Here is a 17,221-nt window from a genome sequence, read left to right as displayed (position 1 = left end):
GTCATGTCTTTCAGCGCTTGATCGAGGGAACGTTGATTTCGCCACCAGCGGCCTGCTTTTGCAGGAACACGGTCAGCGCGGTGATGCCGTCGGAGGCGTATTCGGGAGCCGGCCATCGCTGCTGCCGGAAGCAGTCCCACAGACGATGTTGCATCGTCCGCAGCGCGCTTTGCGAAACCCGGTAAGTCGGCCAGCTCGCCATGGTTTCCTGCGCAGTCTGACCGGCCTTGGAGAGGTTGGGCAAGCTCTGCAAGCGAATGCGCTTGCCGTCGTCGGCGTGACAGGTCGCGCAGGAGAAATCGTTGACGCCGCCGCGCCGGTAGAACATTTCTTCGCCGACCGCTGCCGCTTCCTTCTCCTTCGGATGGTTCAATGGAATGTTGATCTTCATCCCGTTGGACTTGTTGGCGATGAATGCGACGAGATCTTCCATGTCGGACGGTTTTCCGGGAGCAGAGAAGCGTCGCGCCACGACGTCCTTGGTGTCGAGCCCTTGCAGATTTTGCATGCACCAGAGCAGGCGCTGCTCGAGATCCATGACGCGGTCCGTATCGGCGAAGTAGCGCGGCAATTGCGCGAACGCGCCTTCGAGCTTGCCCGCGCCCAGTCCGAGATCGCATTGCTCCAGCGACACGCCCTTGGTGCCGCGCTTTTCCTGCCAGAGCGCTTCACCGCGATCGACCGCCAGATAGCCCGGGTTCGACATCGGGTCGGAGATCATGGCGCGGTAGCGCTCGATCTCCTTCTCGGCCGCGTCCTGCGCCCGGCTGGCCTGGGGCAGCCAGACCGAAAGCAGCGCCAGAACGGCTGCAACCCCAAGCTTGGGACGATTCATCGACTTTTTCCTCCTCATTTTGGTCGTCTTGCGCGACTTTTCCGGCAACGCGGCCCCAACAGCCGCTTTACATTCAAAAAAAAGAATATAATGATATGTACAAATAATGATAGAGCGCGGCTGTTGCCGTCAAGCGAAACTATCGTTGGGCGCACGCACCAAGCGCCCGTTGAGGAAATGCAACGGAGTTGGCCATGGACTTCATGTCGATCGAACATTCGCGTCGCGAGACGCTCAGGCTTGCGGGGCTCGCGGGCCTGGCGTTGATCGTGACTTCAAGCGGTGCGCAGGCCACGCCGGACGAAGTGTCCGCGGCGATTGCCAAGCTTTACGGGGAGAAGAAGCCCGAGAGCGGCAAGATCAAACTGGATGTCCCCGAAATCGCCGAGAACGGCCTCGTCGTTCCGGTCAATGTCGAGGTTGAGAGCCCGATGACGGACGCCGACTACGTCAAGGCAGTCCACATCTTCGCCGAGGGCAATCCGCTGCCCAACGTCGTCAGCTACAAGTTCACGCCGGCTTGCGGCAAGGCCGCCGCATCGGCGCGCATGCGCCTGGCGCAGACCCAGAACATCATCTGTCTCGCCGAGATGTCGAACGGCAGCCTCTACAAGGCATCTGCGTCCGTCAAGGTCACGATTGGCGGCTGCGGCGGCTGAGCGGTCGCGCGCTTTTCCGCATTACATCACACGGGGAGTTTTTCAGATGACCGCGAAGCCGATACCGAAAGTCCGTCTGCAAGCCCAGGCCAAAGCCGGGGAAATCATCGAGATCAAGACGCTGATCGCCCACGAGATGGAATCGGGCCAACGCAAGGATGTCTCAGGCCAGATCATTCCGCGCAAGATCATCAATCGATTCATTGCCGCCTTCAACGGCAAGCCGGTGTTCGAAGCCGAATGGCATCCGGCGATCTCGGCCAATCCGTACCAGTCGTTTTTCTTCAAGGCGGTCGAGAGCGGCGAATTCACCTTCACCTGGAAGGACGATGACGGCTCCGAATATGTCACCGTGAACAAGCTGACCGTAGCCTGACGGCCCGGGTGCCTGCCCGAGAAACGGATCATCCTACCAGAAGGGTGCGACGCGACCATGATATCGAAGCGCGAATTTCTCCAGGCGACCGCTGCAACGGCTGCGCTGCTCGCGGGCAGCGGCCTCGGTCCTCTCGGCCGGGTCGCAGCCCAGCAACGTCTGACACAATCCGACATCCTGCGCTTCGATCCGCTCGGGCGGCTGACGATCCTCTATGTGGCCGATACCCACGCGCAACTGGTGCCGCTGCAATTCCGTGAACCCGCCGTCAATCTCGGGGTCGGCGAGGCGAGGGGGCTGCCGCCGCACATCACCGACGCGGAGTTCCGGAAGTACTTCAAGATCGCCGCGGGCTCGGCGGATGCATTTGCGCTGACATCAGATGATTTCATCTCGCTCGCGCGCAATTACGGGCGCATGGGCGGCATGGACCGCGTTGCCGCCTTGATCGCGGCGGTACGGGCCGAGCGCGGTGAGAGCAACGTGTTGCTGCTCGACGGCGGCGATAGCTGGCAGGGAAGCTGGACCTCGCTCAAGACGCGAGCGCAGGACATGGTTGACGTGCTTTCGCTGCTCAAGGTCGACGCGATGGTTGGGCACTGGGAGTTCACCTACGGTGCCGAACGCGTGAAAGAACTCACCGACAAGGCGCCTTTCGCATTCCTCGCACAGAACGTCCGCGACAATGAATGGCAGGAGCCGGTCTTCGAGCCGCGCAAAATGTACGAACGCGGCGGCGCCAAGGTCGCAGTGATCGGACAGGCGCTGCCGCGCACGGCGATAGCAAATCCGCGCTGGATGTTTCCGAAATGGGAGTTCGGTATCCGCGAGGAAGACCTGCAGAAGCAGGTCGACGAGGCGCGCGCGGACGGGGCCTCCGTCGTGGTTCTGCTGTCTCACAACGGCTTCGACGTCGATCGCAAACTCGCCGGACGCGTGAAGGGATTGGACGTCATCCTCACTGCCCATACCCATGACGCGATGCCGGGCCTCGTCCGCGTTGGCGACACCGTGCTGATCGCGGCCGGCTCGCACGGCAAGTTCGTGTCGCGGCTCGATATCGACGTGCGTGATAGCAAAGTTGCCGGAGTTCGATTCAAGCTGATGCCGGTGTTCGCCGACGCGATTCCGCCCGATCCCGCCATGGCCTCGCTCGTCGAGAAGATCCGCGCGCCCTTCGCAACCGAGCTCGCAAAGCCACTCGGCAAGACCGACTCGCTGCTCTATCGTCGCGGCAACTTCAACGGCACCTTCGACGATCTGATCTGCGACGCCATGCTCTCCGAACGTGACGTGGAAATTGCGCTGTCTCCGGGCTTCCGTTGGGGCGGTACGCTCCTTCCGGGCGAGACGATCACCTGGGAGCACGTCACCAATGCCACCGCGATCACGTACCCCAACTGCTATCGGGCGCAGATGACCGGACTTCAGTTGAAGGAAACGCTCGAAGATATCGCAGACAACATCTTCCATCCCGACCCGTACTACCAGGGTGGCGGTGACATGGTTCGCATCGGGGGAATGGGCTACGCGATCGACGTATCCAGGCCAATGGGATCTCGGATATCGGAGATGACACATCTGAAGTCAGGACAACCGATCGATCCAGCCAGGACCTATATGGTGGCAGGCTGGGCAAGCATCAACGAGAATACGCAAGGTCCGCCAATCTGGGATGTCGTTGCTTCGCACATCTCGAAGACCGGCGCCGTCACCATCTCTCCCAATTCCGCTGTGCGCGTCACCGGCGCCTGAACGAAGGACATGCGCGCAATGCTGTGTGTCCAACACATTCACATATCTTGATGCATGAAGAGAGGTAAGCTCCATGCGGGACAAGTCGCGAGCTGATCTTGTCAACCGACGACGCTTTCTGTCGGCCGCGAGCCTTGCGGGCGCCGGCATTGCGATGACGCGCGGTGCTTCGGCCACGGATACGACCAAGCCGGACCCGCTCATCACCGAGGTGCAGGACTGGCAACGCTATCTCGGCGACGGCGTCGACAAGCGCCCCTACGGATCGCCGTCGAAGTTCGAAAAGAACGTCATCAGGCGCGATGTGTCCTGGTTGACGGCCTCTGCCGAGTCGTCGGTGAACTTCACGCCGCTTCACGAGCTCGACGGAATCATCACCCCGTCGGGGCTGTGCTTCGAGCGTCATCATGGCGGCGTCGCCGAGATCGATCCGGCCAAGCACCGTCTGATGATCAACGGCCTCGTCGAAAAGCCGCTGGTGTTCACCATGGATGACATCAAGCGGATGCCGCGCACCAACCGCATCTACTTCCTCGAATGCGCCGCCAACTCAGGCATGGAATGGCGCGGCGCGCAGTTGAACGGTTGCCAGTTCACGCACGGCATGGTGCACAACGTGATGTACACCGGCGTTCCGTTGAAGGTCGTGCTCGACGAGGCCGGCCTGCGTCCGAACGCCAAATGGCTGATGCTCGAGGGGGGCGATGCCTCGGGCATGAACCGCTCACTTCCGGTCGAGAAAGGCTTGAGCGATGTGCTGCTCGCCTTTGCGATGAACGGGGAGGCGCTTCGTCCCGAGCAGGGCTATCCGTTGCGCGCCGTGATCCCCGGCTGGGAAGGCAATCTCTGGGTCAAATGGCTGCGCCGCATCGAAGTCGGCGACCAGCCGTGGCAGACCCGCGAGGAGACCTCCAAGTACACCGACCTCCTGGCTGATGGTCGCTCGCGCAAGCATACCTTCATCATGGATGCGAAATCGGTGGTGACGAGCCCGTCGCCGCAGGCACCGCTGAAATACAAGGGCCGCAACGTATTGAGCGGCTTCGCCTGGTCGGGGCGCGGCACGATCCAGCGCGTGGACGTGTCCCTCGACGGCGGCCGAAACTGGCAGACGGCGCGGATTGACGGTCCCGTGCTGGATAAGTCGTTGACGCGGTTCTACGTCGACTTCGACTGGAACGGCGAAGAGCTGATGGTTCAGTCGCGCGCGATCGACTCCACCGGCTATGTGCAGCCGACCAAGGACGAGTTGAGAAAGGTTCGCGGCGTCAACTCGATCTATCACAACAATGGCATCCAGACCTGGCTGGTGCATCGCAACGGAGACTCTGAGAATGTCGAGCTGGGCTAGACTGCTCGCGGCCGGCATTGCCGTCGGCCTCATGACTGGCCTCTCCGGTGCATGGTCGGCGGAGCGCCCGCGAGTTGGCGCGGCGCCTGCCGAGCCGGCCGCCAAGATGGGGCTTGGTCGGGAAGCCCTTCCGGAAGAAATCGCGGCCTGGGACACCGACGTGCGTCCCGACGGCCGCGGCTTGCCGGTTGGTCGAGGCACTGTGAAGCAAGGTGATGAGCTCTTTCAGGAGCGTTGCGCGTCATGCCACGGCGAGTTCGGGCAGGGCGCCGGCCGCTGGCCCGTGCTCGCGGGCGGGCAGGGCACCTTGAGGGCGGACAGGCCTGACAAGACCATTGGCTCCTTCTGGCCGGATCTGTCGACGGTCTACGACTACATCAGGCGCGCAATGCCCTACGGCAATGCGCGTTCGCTGACGGATGACGAAGCCTACGCACTCGTGGCGTTCCTGCTCAATCTCAACGACATCGTCAAGGACGAGAACTTCGAGCTCAACGACAAGAACTTTGCGTCGATCAAGCTGCCGAACGCCGAAGCGTTTTTCGACGACGATCGCGAAACGTCGGAGAAGAAGTTCTGGAACAAGGATCCCTGCATGAGGAATTGCCGAGAGCTTCCCAAGGTCACGGGCAAGGCGATTTCGGTCGATGTGACGCCGGACGGGAAGAGCGGGCCCAAGGTTGACTGAGATCGGTGTGACAACAGCTGCCGTGAAAGGAGCCGGAGATTAATGATCGGGCGTTTGGTGCGGCGCTCGATGAGCTCTATGGCAGGCGAGAAGCGCTCTTAGGAACGTGCCATAAGATTCTGAAATCCTTGATGGTTATACTACTCTTGCGAAAGCGGTCTAACTTGCCCCTTCAAGTTGGTACTGAGGGGGCAGAACGGGACGGCAAGGCAAGAAGTCCCGAGCGGTGTCACGGGATCGGTGCTGTTGAAGTCGTCGGCGCCGTAGAGACCGAGATTGGGCGCGTGCCGCAATGCGCCTGCCCTGCAGGTGGCACCGCTCGCGGTCGTAGCTCCCCCGCCACCATCTTTGGTTGCGCCAATTTAGAGTTGCTTAAGAGTCATTCTTCTAGGATAGCGACGTGGTCTTGGTCGAAGTCTGGTACGTGTGTTGCGCTCACTCCCTGCAAACGAGATTGAACGGGCGCTGCTGACACACCCAGATGTCATGCACGCCGCGCTCGTTGTCGAAGAGGGGGTTGGCGGGAACAGCCATCAGCTCGCCTATGTCGCGGTAGATCCCGATCGCTTAGAGGCTGCCAAATCGCGCCTCTACCTGGCGGAGCGGGAGCGGCGAGTTCTGCAGTGGCGCCGCGCGTTCGACCAGGTGTATAGCCGTGGCGACGAAGGCTTTGCGCCGTCCTTCGTCGGGTGGACCAGCAACTTCACGAACAAGCCCATTCCCGAACTTGCTATGGCCGAGTGGCTGGATTGCACGGTCGAGCGCATCCGCGGGTTGGGTGCGAAACGGCTGCTGGAGGTCGGTTGCGGGGTCGGGCTCCTTGTCGAGCGGCTTGCGCCCGGCTGCACGACCTATTTCGGAACGGATCTTTCGCCCGTCGCCGTTCACCGCTTACGTACTTTCACCGCGTCGAAGGCGGACCTTTGCCATGTCGAACTGCTGGAGCGCGAAGCAACGGATTTCGACGGCTTGCCGTCGCAGTCCTTCGACGTCGTCGTTCTCAACTCGGTTGTCCAGTACTTCCCCAGCATCGAATATCTACAGGATGTTCTCGAGCGGGCGGTTCGTGTCGTGGCGCCGGGAGGCCATATTTTCGTGGGCGACGTGCGCCATTTCGGCCTGTTGCGAACGTTCCACGCCGCGGTTCAATCCGTCAAGGCGCCGCCAGGGGTCGCTGAGCGGTGGCTTGAGCGAAAGGTTTCCTTATCGATAGCGCAGGAGCGGGAGCTGGTCATTGATCCCCGCTTCTTCCATGCCACCTGCAGATCCATCCCGCGGATCGCCGCCGCAGAAGGCTTGCGCAAGCGCGGTTCCGATAACGAGCTGACGCGCTATCGATACGACGTGGTGCTGCACGTCGATCACGATGACGTTCCTGCTTTTGGCAGGACAGACCATCTTCCGTTGACCTCGGCCGATCCAAGGGAAACCGATGACATGGCGACCGATCCGTTGGCTGCCGCATACCGGCAGCAGCTCGGGATCGAGCTTGCAAATGCGCTGCAGGCGCAATTTCCCGATGCGCATTTGCCTTCTGCCGTTGTTGCATTGAGCCCGCGCGCGTTTTTGGAACTGGTGCAGCCTCCTTCGCTAGTGCCTTCCTTGGCATCGGACGATTGCTTCAGCCGCGAGCGGATTGAGGGGTGATCGAAGATGGTCGGCCATAATCTGGGGCTGCGCTTTCAGGAGATCGTGGCCGCCACGCCGGGGGCACCCGCTCTTTTTTGCGAAGGTAATAGCTACTCGTTTAGAGAACTGAATGAAACGGCGAACCGGTTCTCGCGGTGGCTCGTGTCGGTGGGGGTGGACCGCGGCGCCGTCGTCTGCCTTGAGATGCCGAAGATCATGGAGGCCTATGCGCTGGCATTGGCCTGCATCAAGATTGGTGCACCGTACGCATTTCTCGATCCCGCCGCTCCAGCGGAGCGTTCGCGGTTGATGCTCGACCGGTGCCGGGCCAGCTTGATTCTCAGTGTCAGGGAAGGGCCCGGTGCGCGTATCGTGGTCGGTGATGCAGCCGCACGCGCCGAGCTCCGCAAAGCTATCGCCGAATTCGACGGCAGCGACCTGCCGCAGACGACCGAAATCACCGGCGCAGATCCGGCCTATGTCATGTTCACGTCCGGCTCGACGGGAGAGCCGAAGGGCGTGGTCATTCCCCATCAGGGGGTGCTTCATCTGGTCGAGTGGGCGGGGAATGATCTTGGCATCGGTCCAGCGGACCGGCTGACGAACGTCAACCCGATCTACTTTGATAACTCGGTGTTCGACATCTACGCCGGACTCCTCAATGGGGCCGCCATCGTTGCTATCGACGCATTGAGAGGCCGGCCGCCGGCGGAACTGGTTGCGGAGATCACGCGGCATCGGTGCACGTTCTTTTTCGCGGTGCCGACACTGTTCATGTTTCTCGACTCCATGCACCTTCTATCGCCCGACTGGCTACCGAATGTGACCCGCTTCATGTTCGGAGGCGAGGGATATCCGCTGGCGCGGTTGCGTCGATTCTACGACGCGTTCGCAGGTCGCGCGAAGCTGATCAATTGCTATGGACCAACCGAGACGAGTTGCATCTGTAGCGGGTTCGACATTACTGCGCAGGTGTTCGATACAAGCGAGGGATTGGCGCCGCTCGGACGGCTCAATCCGAATTTCAGCTACCGCATCCTCGATGAGGACATGAAGCCGATCGCCACAGGAGGAGTGGGCGAGCTGTGGCTGGGTGGTCCCGGCGTAGGGCTCGGCTATATCAACAATCCGCAAGAGACGGCACGGCGGTTCCGCCAGGATCCGTTGATCGACGGTTATCGTTCGATCCTCTACCGCAGCGGTGATCTCGTAGAAGTGGACCGGGCAAATGTGCTGCGCTTTCGCGGCCGCGCCGACAACCAGGTCAAGCTTCGGGGCTATCGGGTCGAGCTCGAGGAGATTGACCATGCGATCGCTGCCCGGACAGGGATCACGCGCGCGCTTGCGGCCGTGCTTCACGACGCCAACGGTGCAAGCCGCCTGTTGGCCGCCTATTCGGGGACGAAGCAGGCAGAGACCGATCTGCGCCAGCACTGCGCGGCGCGTCTTCCGGCTTACATGATCCCGAGCCGTTTCATTTGGCTGGAAGAGATTCCCGTCAACGCCAACGGCAAGGCAGATCGGCGTTCAGTTGCCTCGCTGCTTGATGAAGCCCACGCAAAGGCCTCGTGAATGCGAGAAGCCGGTCCGCCAGCGCGCCTTTCCCGATGAGCATCGAAAGCCAGCCGAGCGCGTATATGGCGGCGCGTTCGCGCGCTCGGCCCGCTTGGCGTCTGATTCCGGAGATCGACCGGGATCCTACGCTCGTGACCGGAGTCCAGGGCGTGACCGGCCGTATCGCTCTGTGTGGGGCGGTGGCCGTGCTCGTGGCACTGCTCAGTTTGGTGGGCATCGATTTCTCCGCGGCGCTGCTCGCGATGGGGTGCGCCTATGCCGGGACGTATCGCCGCATCTTCATCCTGCTCGCGACGTCGTTGCTGCTTTACCGGAGCGGCTTCCTGGTTGATGCGCCGCTGCTGGAGCGTCTGGCAGCGCAGGAAGGTGTGACGGATCGGATCAGTCAGCCGTTGCTGCAGTCGGCGATGCTGACGCTGGTATTCGCCTTGTTCTCCGGCCTGCTCGTGCTGCAGGGTAACGCGGCCACGGCGTTGCGTCGCCCCACGATGTGCCTGCTCTTGGGCTTCCTCGGACTGGTACTAGCCACACAGTCGACGCTGACTATCGGCATGCCGCGTGTCCTGCTGTGGTCATTCCTGGTGACGTGCCAGCCCTATCTCTGGTTTCTTGCCTATGCGCTGGCTGATGCCGGCAAGGAGCGGTCCCCGGTCTGGCAAAAATTGAGCGTCTTTCATCCCTTCTGGGGAGCGACGTTGACGCCATTCGGAAAGGGCCTGTCCTATCTTCGGCGCTTCGAAGCGAAGACGCCGGAGGAACTCGCCGTCACCCAGCTCAAGGGCGTGAAGCTGGCGGCATGGACGCTGCTGCTGGCCGTCGGGCGGGGCTGCTTCAATGAGCTTGTCCACGGCATCTTGTGGCTGCCGACCTTCGACGACACTTTGCTCCGCCATATCGTCCACGATCCCTATCCGCGCTGGATCGGCTGGACCAGCCTGATCGCCTACTTCGTCGAAGATCTCCTCGGCATGACCGTGTTCGGTGGGATCATCGTGGCGACCGCGCGCCTCGCCGGCTTTCGCCTGCTGCGCAACACGTACCGGCCGCTGGAGTCCGCGAGCCTCGCCGACTTCTGGAACCGGTACTACTTCTACTTCAAGGAGCTGCTGGTCGATCATTTCTTCTATCCGACCTTCGTTCGCTGCTTCCGAAGCCATCGCAGGCTTCGGTTGTTTTTCGCGACGTTCGTTGCTGCTTGCCTCGGAAATCTGCTGTTTCACTTCATCCGCGACATTCGCTTCGTCGTCGACATGGGTCTTTGGAACGCTGTGGTCGGCGAGCAATCGCACGCGTTCTACACATTTGTCCTTGCCATGAGCGTGGCCGTATCGCAGCTGCGCCGTGTACCGCAACGGGCGACACGAGGCTGGCTGCGCGGCCGGCTGCTTCCTTGTCTCTGGGTTTGTGGTTTCTTCTGCATTCTGCACGTCTTTGACGCGCCACTCGATCGCGAGCACACGCTCTGGCAACGCGCCGAATTCCTTTTCTATCTTCTGGGAGTAACAACATGACAGTAGTGCCTGCCTCCGAGGTGAAATCACGTATGCGGAGCTACATTATGCAGCGGCTTCTCATGAAGGGAGACGGTGCGCCGCTTCACGACGACGATCTGTTGTTTTCCAGCGGCCGCCTTGATTCCCTCGATGCGGTGGAGCTCATCATGAGCGTTGAGACCGACTATGGGATCAATTTTTCCGATCTTGGCTTCGACTTGACCAGATTGGACTCAATTTCCGCCATTGCTCGCCTCGTGGAGCAATCCTCTGTCGAACCGGCCTAGGAAGCGCGCCGCAGAAGAGCCGATCGTCATGCGCGGATTGGCAACGTTCTTTCAAGAAGCCAGAACAATGCTCGCCATCATGAGACCGATGGCCGCGATCCAGCCTCCGAGCGCGCGAACGGCGATCGTTCGCCAAGGCGCCGAGCCGTCGGACTCGGTCCCTCTGAACACGACGGTCAGAGCCATCGTGAGGGTAATGATGGTGTAGCCGACGCAGGCCAATCCTGCAGCGAACAGCACTCGGTCGGTGTCGGGCCCGAGGTCTGCGCCGTTGGCAGCGCCGCGCATCACGGCCAATCCGAATGAAATCGCACACAACGCGGATGTGGGAATTCGCGTTGCTGCCGCGAGCATCAAACCTATCGCCAGCATCATCGCGGCGTCCGCAAGTCCTGCCGAAGCCGCGCCGAAAATGCGCCCCAGAGGCAAACCGACCAATAGTCCAAGCGGAAACACCAGGATAAGCCAGCGTCCCCTTGAAGCTCCAAGCGAGCCGGCCAGAACGCCTGTCGCGGTCCAGAGAATGACATCCTGAAGATCGGTGAAAGGATGCAATGCACCCATATAGAAATCGCCGAGGCGAGCTGCGACGATATGAGCCTCGGCTGCTCCCCCTTGGGCGAGCAACAGCGCGGCGGCAATCCATCCGCGTCTGAATTTCAGTTTCATGCGATAGCTCCGAGGCCTTGGGCGAGGAAGTAGCAGCCAAGTCCTGCGATACCGGCCCCGAGTCCCTGAATGACGCGCTCTCCGGCGGGCCAGCGCGTCAGAGTGCCGATCGCGATTCCGCCGAGATGCAGCAGGCCGGTGGCGGTGACAAAGCCGACCCCGTAAGCCATCGGGTTCGCCGAGCCTGGAAGCTCGGCGCCGTGCGCATGACCGTGAAAGACCGCAAAGACGGCCACAATGACGGCGGCAACTGGAAACGACAAGCGCAGGCGGGTGGCGACGGCCACCCCGAGGACCAGCGCTGAAACTGCGATCACCACCTCCGGCATCGGCAGCGGAATTCGCAGCACCCCCAAGACCCCGCCGATCGCCATGACGAGCGGAAACGTGATGGGGAGCACCCAGATCGCAGGTGCACCGAGCTGCGCCCCCCAGATCCCGACCGCAACCATGGCAATCAGATGGTCGATTCCCGTGACCGGATGCAGCAGGCCACTGAAGAGCCCGCCGGCGACACCGATCTGGTCGTGCGCGAACGCCGCCGGTTGCGTCAGCGCAAGGGCAACGATCGCGGTCGATATAACTCTGAACATGCGCAACGACATGGTGTGTACGTCTCTCTCAGATCGCGGCAAACACTCGCACGAGGCGGCCGAAGAACCAGAACATCGATACGGAGCCGATGGCGTAGGCCGGGAGAGCCTCGCCCCAGCGCGGCACGACGGCATCAAGTCGCCGATGCGCCCAGATCAGCGCGAGCACGAGGAGCACAAAGGCAAGCTGACCGATCTCCACGCCGATGTTGAAGAAGAGCAGCGCCGCGGGCAGGAGGCTGCGTTCTAGTCCAAGTCCAGCCAGGGCGCTTGCGAAACCGATACCGTGAACAAGACCGAAGGTGAATGCGACAGCCCAGGGATAACGGGCGGTGATGCCCATCGTGCCGCGCTGTTGCTTGACGATTTCGACTCCGACGAACGCGATGCTCAATGCAATGCAGGCATTGAGCGGGCGCTCCGGCACTCCGATGAGGCCGAACGCCGCCGCGGCAAGCGAAGCGCTGTGTCCGATGGTGAAGGCGGTGATCGTTTTCACCAATCGCCAGCCACCGCCGACGATCCAGATCAGGCCCAACACGAACAGCAGATGGTCGGCGCCCAAAAGGATGTGATCGATCCCGTAGTTCACATAGGTCTTGGCCAGCTCGATCCAGGCCTCAAGCGTCGGGGCGCCGGTGCCAAGGACGGAGACGACGGGATTGGCGGTCGAGATCGTGTAGCTGCGCGGCTCACCTGCGATCGGAATGACCTTGATCAGGACAGCCGACATGTTGGCGCCGAGGTTGGTGATGGTGATCGAGCCGACAAGGCCCTTCTGGCCGCAGTTCATTTCGGGCAGTCGGAGGAAGCAGTGGGGTGGGACGCGCAGATCGATCCGCCCAGCGCCGATGGAGGGCTCCATGGTCCAGCGGCCGATAAACGCGCCGGGGCGGACCTCGCGGAATTCGAGCACGCCCAGGCTCGCCTCATGCGCGCCGAGCATGGACGGCTGCATCAGCGTGGCGAGGACGACCAGCGCCAGACGCAAGTAGCGCATCGCCGTCATTGCTCGTACCGCACTTGATAGGAAGTCTTGAGCCGCTTGACCGCTTCCCATGCCAGCTTGCGCGTTTCTTCCGTATGCCAAATCCGGGCGGCCTCATCCCGAACCGTCTCGAGACTGGCAAGCGTTCCTTGACGCCGGGAATCGAGACGAGCAACGTGCCAACCATCCTTGGAGCGCAGGACCTTCCATTCCCCCTGCGGTATCGTCAGCAGTGCATCACGGAATTCCTCACCGAAGGACGCAGCAAGGCTCGCAACTGGCCGGGCGAGGATGGCGCGGGTCTGCTGCTGCAAGTCCTCTGTTTCGTGTTGCTGGAGAATGTCCTCGAGCTGGCGCTGCGCCGTTGTCTGGTCCGTCGGCGCGGTGATGTAGAATGAGACGCGCTCCGGCTCGTCAAAGCGGGCATGATTTTCCGCAAACCACGCCTGAAGCTGTTCGTCCGTGGGTTGCTGGACCCGGATCTGGTCGAAGATCAGCAATTGCATCTTGAAGGCAATCCGGTCGCGGATCATTTCGTCGCCGCGGTCCACACCGAGCGCCTTGCCCTCGCGGTAAAGGATTTCGCTCGCGACCCAGCTGTCGATCATCTTCTGGAGCTGGTCGTTGGAAGGGGTACGGACTTTGTCCTCGTCGAAGTTTTCGATGAAGGATTGGCGCATCGCCTTGGTTACGGTGATCAGCTTTTCGTCCTTGGCGGGGGGATGCAGAAGAGCGTCGACGCCGAAGATCACCGCGCCAAGCAGCGCGAAGTGCAGCAACGGTTCACGCAACAAGCGCGTGGCCGCAGCGATGATCGACCGCGAAGGCTGCGTTGCACCGGGCGCGGCATCGGTGCTCTGGTTCGAGCGTTCTGTGCGCGGAAGGGATTGCACTTCATTTGACGTCGCTGGCATTGACATGTTGGTGTCACAAACTCTTCGCGGTATGGCTTGGCCGCGCGCCTTATGCGACAGCGCGTTTCATCTGTCATCTGCAATCGCCGATGCGGCGCAGAAAAGTTGCAAGAGACAAGATGTCGCACGAATTGTTCGGAAGCTGCGCTCGGCAACACAAATCCTTCACGAAGCTGTATTCGAGCTCTGGTCATTTCGCCGCCGTACGGAGTCCGGGGATCAGGCGGTTTTCGATTCCTGTCACTCTTGTTGAATTTCGCGATGACTCAAATCCGAGCGAGGGGCGATCGATGTTTCCGACTAGCAAGACCATCCTGTTGACCGCAGCGTCAGCATCTCTGGCGCTGACTCAGAGCGCCGTGGCCGAGGAGTTCGGCAGGGATCGCCACAGGGGCAATCCTTATGTTGCCGGCGACATGCACAATCACAACACCTGCACCGACGGTTCGGTTTCCGCGGGCTACTCGATCGACCGCTCTGTCGCGAAGGGCGTCGCTGCCGGCGGAGGCAACAATTTCGATCTCGACTGGTTCACGCTCGGCAATCATGGCGGTTCGGGCAACCGGGACTGCCGCTTCAGCGACACGAGCGCCAATCTCCCCGGCGACACGACCACGACCTGGAATCAGACGCTCGGCCAGACCATTGACGGCATTACGATTACGAGCCTGAAGGGCACCCCGAACGGTACGGGCAGCAACGCCAAAATGTGGCGCTGGCAGTCGATCAAGGAGATCGAGTATCCGATCATCGTCAACCGGGCGCCGATGTACAACAAGGTGCTGATCGAGGGACTGGAATGGATCGCTCCCGGTCACGAGCATGTCGACGTTGCGGTGATCACCGGGCAGAACCCGCGTCGGGGCGGCAATGCCGACAAGATGGCGGAGTTCGAGTACCGCTTCGACCGTTCCGACACCGACGCGATCGGCCCCATCAGAGAAGGCGGCGAGGACCAGCTCTGGCAGGGCAAGGACAACGTCAACAACACGGGTACGGCGGGTCACCAAAAGGCGCTCGAAGGCATCAAATGGTTGCAGGCGCACCATCCGCTGCAATCCTATGTCATTCCCACACACACCGAGCGCCAGGGGCCATTCGACCCCTCGGCTAGCAAGGGCTACAACATCGAGCACTTCCGCGATTTCAACAATGCCGGACCGACGGTCGCGTTCGGCATCGAGTCGCCCGGCCATTTCGCAGAAGGCGGTCTCACTGGCGGCTCCGGTTCCTACACGGCTACTGCGGTTGGCGGCGGCACCTACGGCATGAGCGGAATCTACACCGCGAAAGTGGGCGGCCTGTGGGATGGTTTGCTCGGCGAAGGTCGGAACTTCTTCATCTATGTCAGCTCCGACTGGCACAGCCGCGGCGCGGGCGTCGCGCGCGACGCGTTCACGACCGCCGATTTCATTCCCGGCGAGTACACCCGGCTGTATGTTCCGAATGAAGGAAGGTTCTCGTCCCAGTCGGTCATCGACGGGATGCGATCGGGCAACTCCTACTCGGTCAACGCGGACCTCATCGGTTCGGACATGGTGTTCCGCGCCAGAGCGCGGGGCGACGACTGGAAGACGATGGGTGAAACGCTGGTCGTGAGGCCCGGCGATCAGGTGACGGTCGAGATGGAGATGACCGTCCCGGCGAAGAACAACAGCCCCTACAGCTTCAACAATCCGCTGCTGGAGCAGGTGGGGATCAAGCAACCGCTGAACAAGCCGTCGCTCGACCACGTCGACTTGATCAGCGGCAAGATCACCGGCGTCGTCGCACCGGGCGCGCCCGGCTATGCGGTGGCGAACGCCGGGGGCACTGCCGGCGCGGACATCGTCTACAATTCCACTGCCAGCGTCGTCCGGCAGATCCCGGCGACGAAGATGCACCGCGAGCACCGGGACCGCGACTCCGTCCGGCTGCGCTTCACGACGACGATCACGGCCGGTAACACTCCATTCTACGTCCGCGCTCGCGGAACGAACATCCCGGTCGGTACTCCGAATGTCACGGACACCGCAGGCAATCCGCTGCTTGACGCCAACAATGCGAAGGTGAGCTGCGCGGACCCGGCGTGCCCGGCGCATCTGGAGACGGTCAACGGCGTCAAGAAGGTGACCCACGACATTCAGGCCTGGTCGAACGTCTGGTTCTACGCCAATCCCATCTTCATCAGGCCGGAGGGTTCGCCGAAGTTGCTGGTGGAGACCAACGCGGATCTGGCGCGGCGCCTGGGGCATAGGGCCGAGAACGACCAGCACTGACGTACCTGAGACTGTCCGGCGGGAGGCAAAGATCGATGCTTCCCGCCGGAATAGCTTTGAAGTGTGCTAGCTGCTTGCGTTCGGTGGTGTTCTTGTTTCGAATTGGTCTCTGCGCGCTGTGCCTTCTCCTTGACCCAGGCTGCGTCGCGGCCGCGCCAGGCGCCGTTCTGCCGGCTCCGGACGAGCCTACGTGGGAAGATTGCAAAGCTGCAATCGGGGAGGCGCGCGCATTGGCAGAAGAACTGCCACCCGATCACCTCTCGCGCTATTTTGCCGAGCGTCACCTGCACCAGGCCAAGGTCGAGGCCGGCAACGCGGAATTCGACGAGTGTCTTGAGATGGCCGCTCGCGCCTCCGCAGAGGTGCGCGAACGGCGCCATGAGCTGCTACCCGGCGAAAAGCTGAAAGTGCTCAAGCCCGACGAGTAGCTCGGAAGATTTTGTGGATCCTGCTCGCTGTCATCGCAGTGTCACCTTTGCTCGCGCATGGTTGCCCGCCACGAAGAACAGGTAGATTTTGCGACATGGATCAGATCGAGCCGCTTTTCCCGATTCCCCTCCTGCGCTCGCCTCAGCTGCTCCCTCCATCGCTGAACGAAGCCGCAGTCGCGGCGATCCGGAATACTCGGACGGAAGGCAATCTGCGCTCGGGTCAGCTCTTCCACACCGAGGTTGCCGATCCACGCGACAACGAGCTGTTTCGACAGATCGCTGAACTTGCCGTCCCAAAGCTTGTCGATTTCGGCGTCTTGCTGTTCGGCGAAAAGCTGCGTTGGACGGTCAAGGAGATGTGGACCAACATGCTCGAGACGGGCGGAAACCAGACGCTGCATTCCCACGCCAACAGTTTCGTCTCGGGCATCTTTTATCTCACGCCCTCGCACCCAGCCTGCAAGACGGTTTTCGTGCGGCCGCCCGGCGGTTTCGATTTCTCCTTCCGCCACCATACGCGAACCGCCGCGATCGGCCCGTTCAATGCGGGCAAGTACGTGCTGCCGGAGGCCGAGCCGGGAGATCTCGTTCTTTTTCCAAGCTACCTCTACCACGAGGTGCCGAGAAATCAGGGTGAGCAGAGGATTACGATCGCTTTCAACGCGATTCCCGACCAACTTGACTGCTGGGGCTATCGCATCAACTTTGCGCCTTGAGCGA

General features: G+C 61.6%; 17 protein-coding genes. 12 read left to right on the top strand and 5 right to left on the bottom strand.

Going from position 1 to position 17,221, the window contains the following annotated elements:
• Positions 1-10: 10 nt before the first annotated feature.
• On the bottom strand, positions 11-835 hold the full coding sequence (gene soxA / locus AXW67_RS04210) for a sulfur oxidation c-type cytochrome SoxA (RefSeq protein WP_063676822.1): 825 nt from the start codon (positions 833-835) through the stop codon (positions 11-13).
• Positions 836-1,029: 194 nt separating this feature from the next.
• Between soxA and soxY the strand changes: the two genes are divergently transcribed.
• The 9 genes from soxY (at position 1,030) to AXW67_RS04165 (ending at position 10,648) form a co-directional block, all read left to right on the top strand.
• Positions 1,030-1,494, top strand: coding sequence for a thiosulfate oxidation carrier protein SoxY (gene soxY / locus AXW67_RS04205; protein ID WP_063676821.1), 465 nt, complete (start codon positions 1,030-1,032; stop codon positions 1,492-1,494).
• A 46-nt stretch (positions 1,495-1,540) separates the two neighbouring features.
• Positions 1,541-1,870, top strand: a complete 330-nt coding sequence (soxZ, locus tag AXW67_RS04200) for a thiosulfate oxidation carrier complex protein SoxZ (protein ID WP_063676820.1) — start codon at positions 1,541-1,543, stop codon at positions 1,868-1,870.
• Positions 1,871-1,927: 57 nt separating this feature from the next.
• The gene (gene soxB, locus AXW67_RS04195) at positions 1,928-3,625 is read left to right on the top strand and encodes a thiosulfohydrolase SoxB (protein WP_063676819.1); all 1,698 of its coding nucleotides are present in this window, start codon (positions 1,928-1,930) and stop codon (positions 3,623-3,625) included.
• Positions 3,626-3,698: 73 nt separating this feature from the next.
• Positions 3,699-4,976: a sulfite dehydrogenase gene (soxC, locus tag AXW67_RS04190; RefSeq protein WP_063676818.1), complete on the top strand. Its 1,278-nt coding sequence runs from the start codon at positions 3,699-3,701 to the stop codon at positions 4,974-4,976.
• The gene (locus tag AXW67_RS04185; RefSeq protein WP_145927409.1) at positions 4,960-5,664 is read left to right on the top strand and encodes a c-type cytochrome; all 705 of its coding nucleotides are present in this window, start codon (positions 4,960-4,962) and stop codon (positions 5,662-5,664) included. The genes soxC and AXW67_RS04185 overlap by 17 nt, the downstream gene beginning before the upstream one ends.
• 486 nt (positions 5,665-6,150) lie before the next feature.
• Positions 6,151-7,311: a class I SAM-dependent methyltransferase gene (locus tag AXW67_RS04180; protein WP_063676817.1), complete on the top strand. Its 1,161-nt coding sequence runs from the start codon at positions 6,151-6,153 to the stop codon at positions 7,309-7,311.
• Between the two features lie 6 nt (positions 7,312-7,317).
• Complete coding sequence (locus tag AXW67_RS04175; protein ID WP_063676816.1) at positions 7,318-8,865, top strand: amino acid adenylation domain-containing protein; 1,548 nt, start codon at positions 7,318-7,320, stop codon at positions 8,863-8,865.
• 35 nt (positions 8,866-8,900) lie between these two features.
• Positions 8,901-10,379, top strand: a complete 1,479-nt coding sequence (locus AXW67_RS04170) for a hypothetical protein (RefSeq protein WP_063676815.1) — start codon at positions 8,901-8,903, stop codon at positions 10,377-10,379.
• A complete protein-coding gene (locus AXW67_RS04165; protein WP_063676814.1) occupies positions 10,376-10,648 on the top strand; it encodes an acyl carrier protein in 273 nt (90 codons plus the stop codon). The genes AXW67_RS04170 and AXW67_RS04165 overlap by 4 nt, the downstream gene beginning before the upstream one ends.
• A 51-nt stretch (positions 10,649-10,699) precedes the next feature.
• On the opposite strand, the gene AXW67_RS04160 is transcribed toward AXW67_RS04165, so the two are convergent.
• Genes AXW67_RS04160 through AXW67_RS04145 form a run of 4 tightly spaced genes read right to left on the bottom strand, consistent with a single transcriptional unit; the run spans position 10,700 to position 13,818 of the window.
• A complete protein-coding gene (locus tag AXW67_RS04160) occupies positions 10,700-11,317 on the bottom strand; it encodes a HupE/UreJ family protein (RefSeq protein ID WP_063676813.1) in 618 nt (205 codons plus the stop codon).
• Positions 11,314-11,922 carry a HupE/UreJ family protein gene (locus AXW67_RS04155; protein WP_063676812.1) on the bottom strand — a complete coding sequence of 203 codons (609 nt, stop codon included), beginning with the start codon at positions 11,920-11,922 and terminating at the stop codon, positions 11,314-11,316. Before AXW67_RS04155 ends, AXW67_RS04160 begins: the two co-directional genes overlap by 4 nt.
• 16 nt (positions 11,923-11,938) lie before the next feature.
• Positions 11,939-12,919, bottom strand: a complete 981-nt coding sequence (locus tag AXW67_RS04150; RefSeq protein ID WP_063676811.1) for a HupE/UreJ family protein — start codon at positions 12,917-12,919, stop codon at positions 11,939-11,941.
• A complete protein-coding gene (locus tag AXW67_RS04145; protein WP_063676810.1) occupies positions 12,916-13,818 on the bottom strand; it encodes a peptidyl-prolyl cis-trans isomerase in 903 nt (300 codons plus the stop codon). The genes AXW67_RS04150 and AXW67_RS04145 overlap by 4 nt, the downstream gene beginning before the upstream one ends.
• Positions 13,819-14,102: 284 nt before the next feature.
• Between AXW67_RS04145 and AXW67_RS04140 the strand changes: the two genes are divergently transcribed.
• The 3 genes from AXW67_RS04140 to AXW67_RS04130 all read left to right on the top strand — a co-directional run bounded on the left by AXW67_RS04140 (position 14,103) and on the right by AXW67_RS04130 (position 17,217).
• Positions 14,103-16,070 (top strand): CehA/McbA family metallohydrolase domain-containing protein, encoded by a 1,968-nt coding sequence (locus AXW67_RS04140; RefSeq protein WP_063676809.1) that lies wholly within the window; start codon positions 14,103-14,105, stop codon positions 16,068-16,070.
• A gap of 230 nt (positions 16,071-16,300) precedes the next feature.
• Positions 16,301-16,498 carry a hypothetical protein gene (locus AXW67_RS44855; RefSeq protein WP_347336740.1) on the top strand — a complete coding sequence of 66 codons (198 nt, stop codon included), beginning with the start codon at positions 16,301-16,303 and terminating at the stop codon, positions 16,496-16,498.
• A 95-nt stretch (positions 16,499-16,593) separates the two neighbouring features.
• Positions 16,594-17,217, top strand: coding sequence for a 2OG-Fe(II) oxygenase family protein (locus AXW67_RS04130; protein ID WP_027556958.1), 624 nt, complete (start codon positions 16,594-16,596; stop codon positions 17,215-17,217).
• The last annotated feature ends 4 nt before the right edge of the window (positions 17,218-17,221 follow it).

The organism is Bradyrhizobium neotropicale (genome assembly GCF_001641695.1).
In the GTDB taxonomy this organism is placed as follows: Bacteria; Pseudomonadota; Alphaproteobacteria; order Rhizobiales; family Xanthobacteraceae; genus Bradyrhizobium; species Bradyrhizobium neotropicale.
The sequence above is the reverse complement of the archived record's forward strand: the minus strand, read 5'-3'. Positions and strand labels throughout refer to the sequence as shown.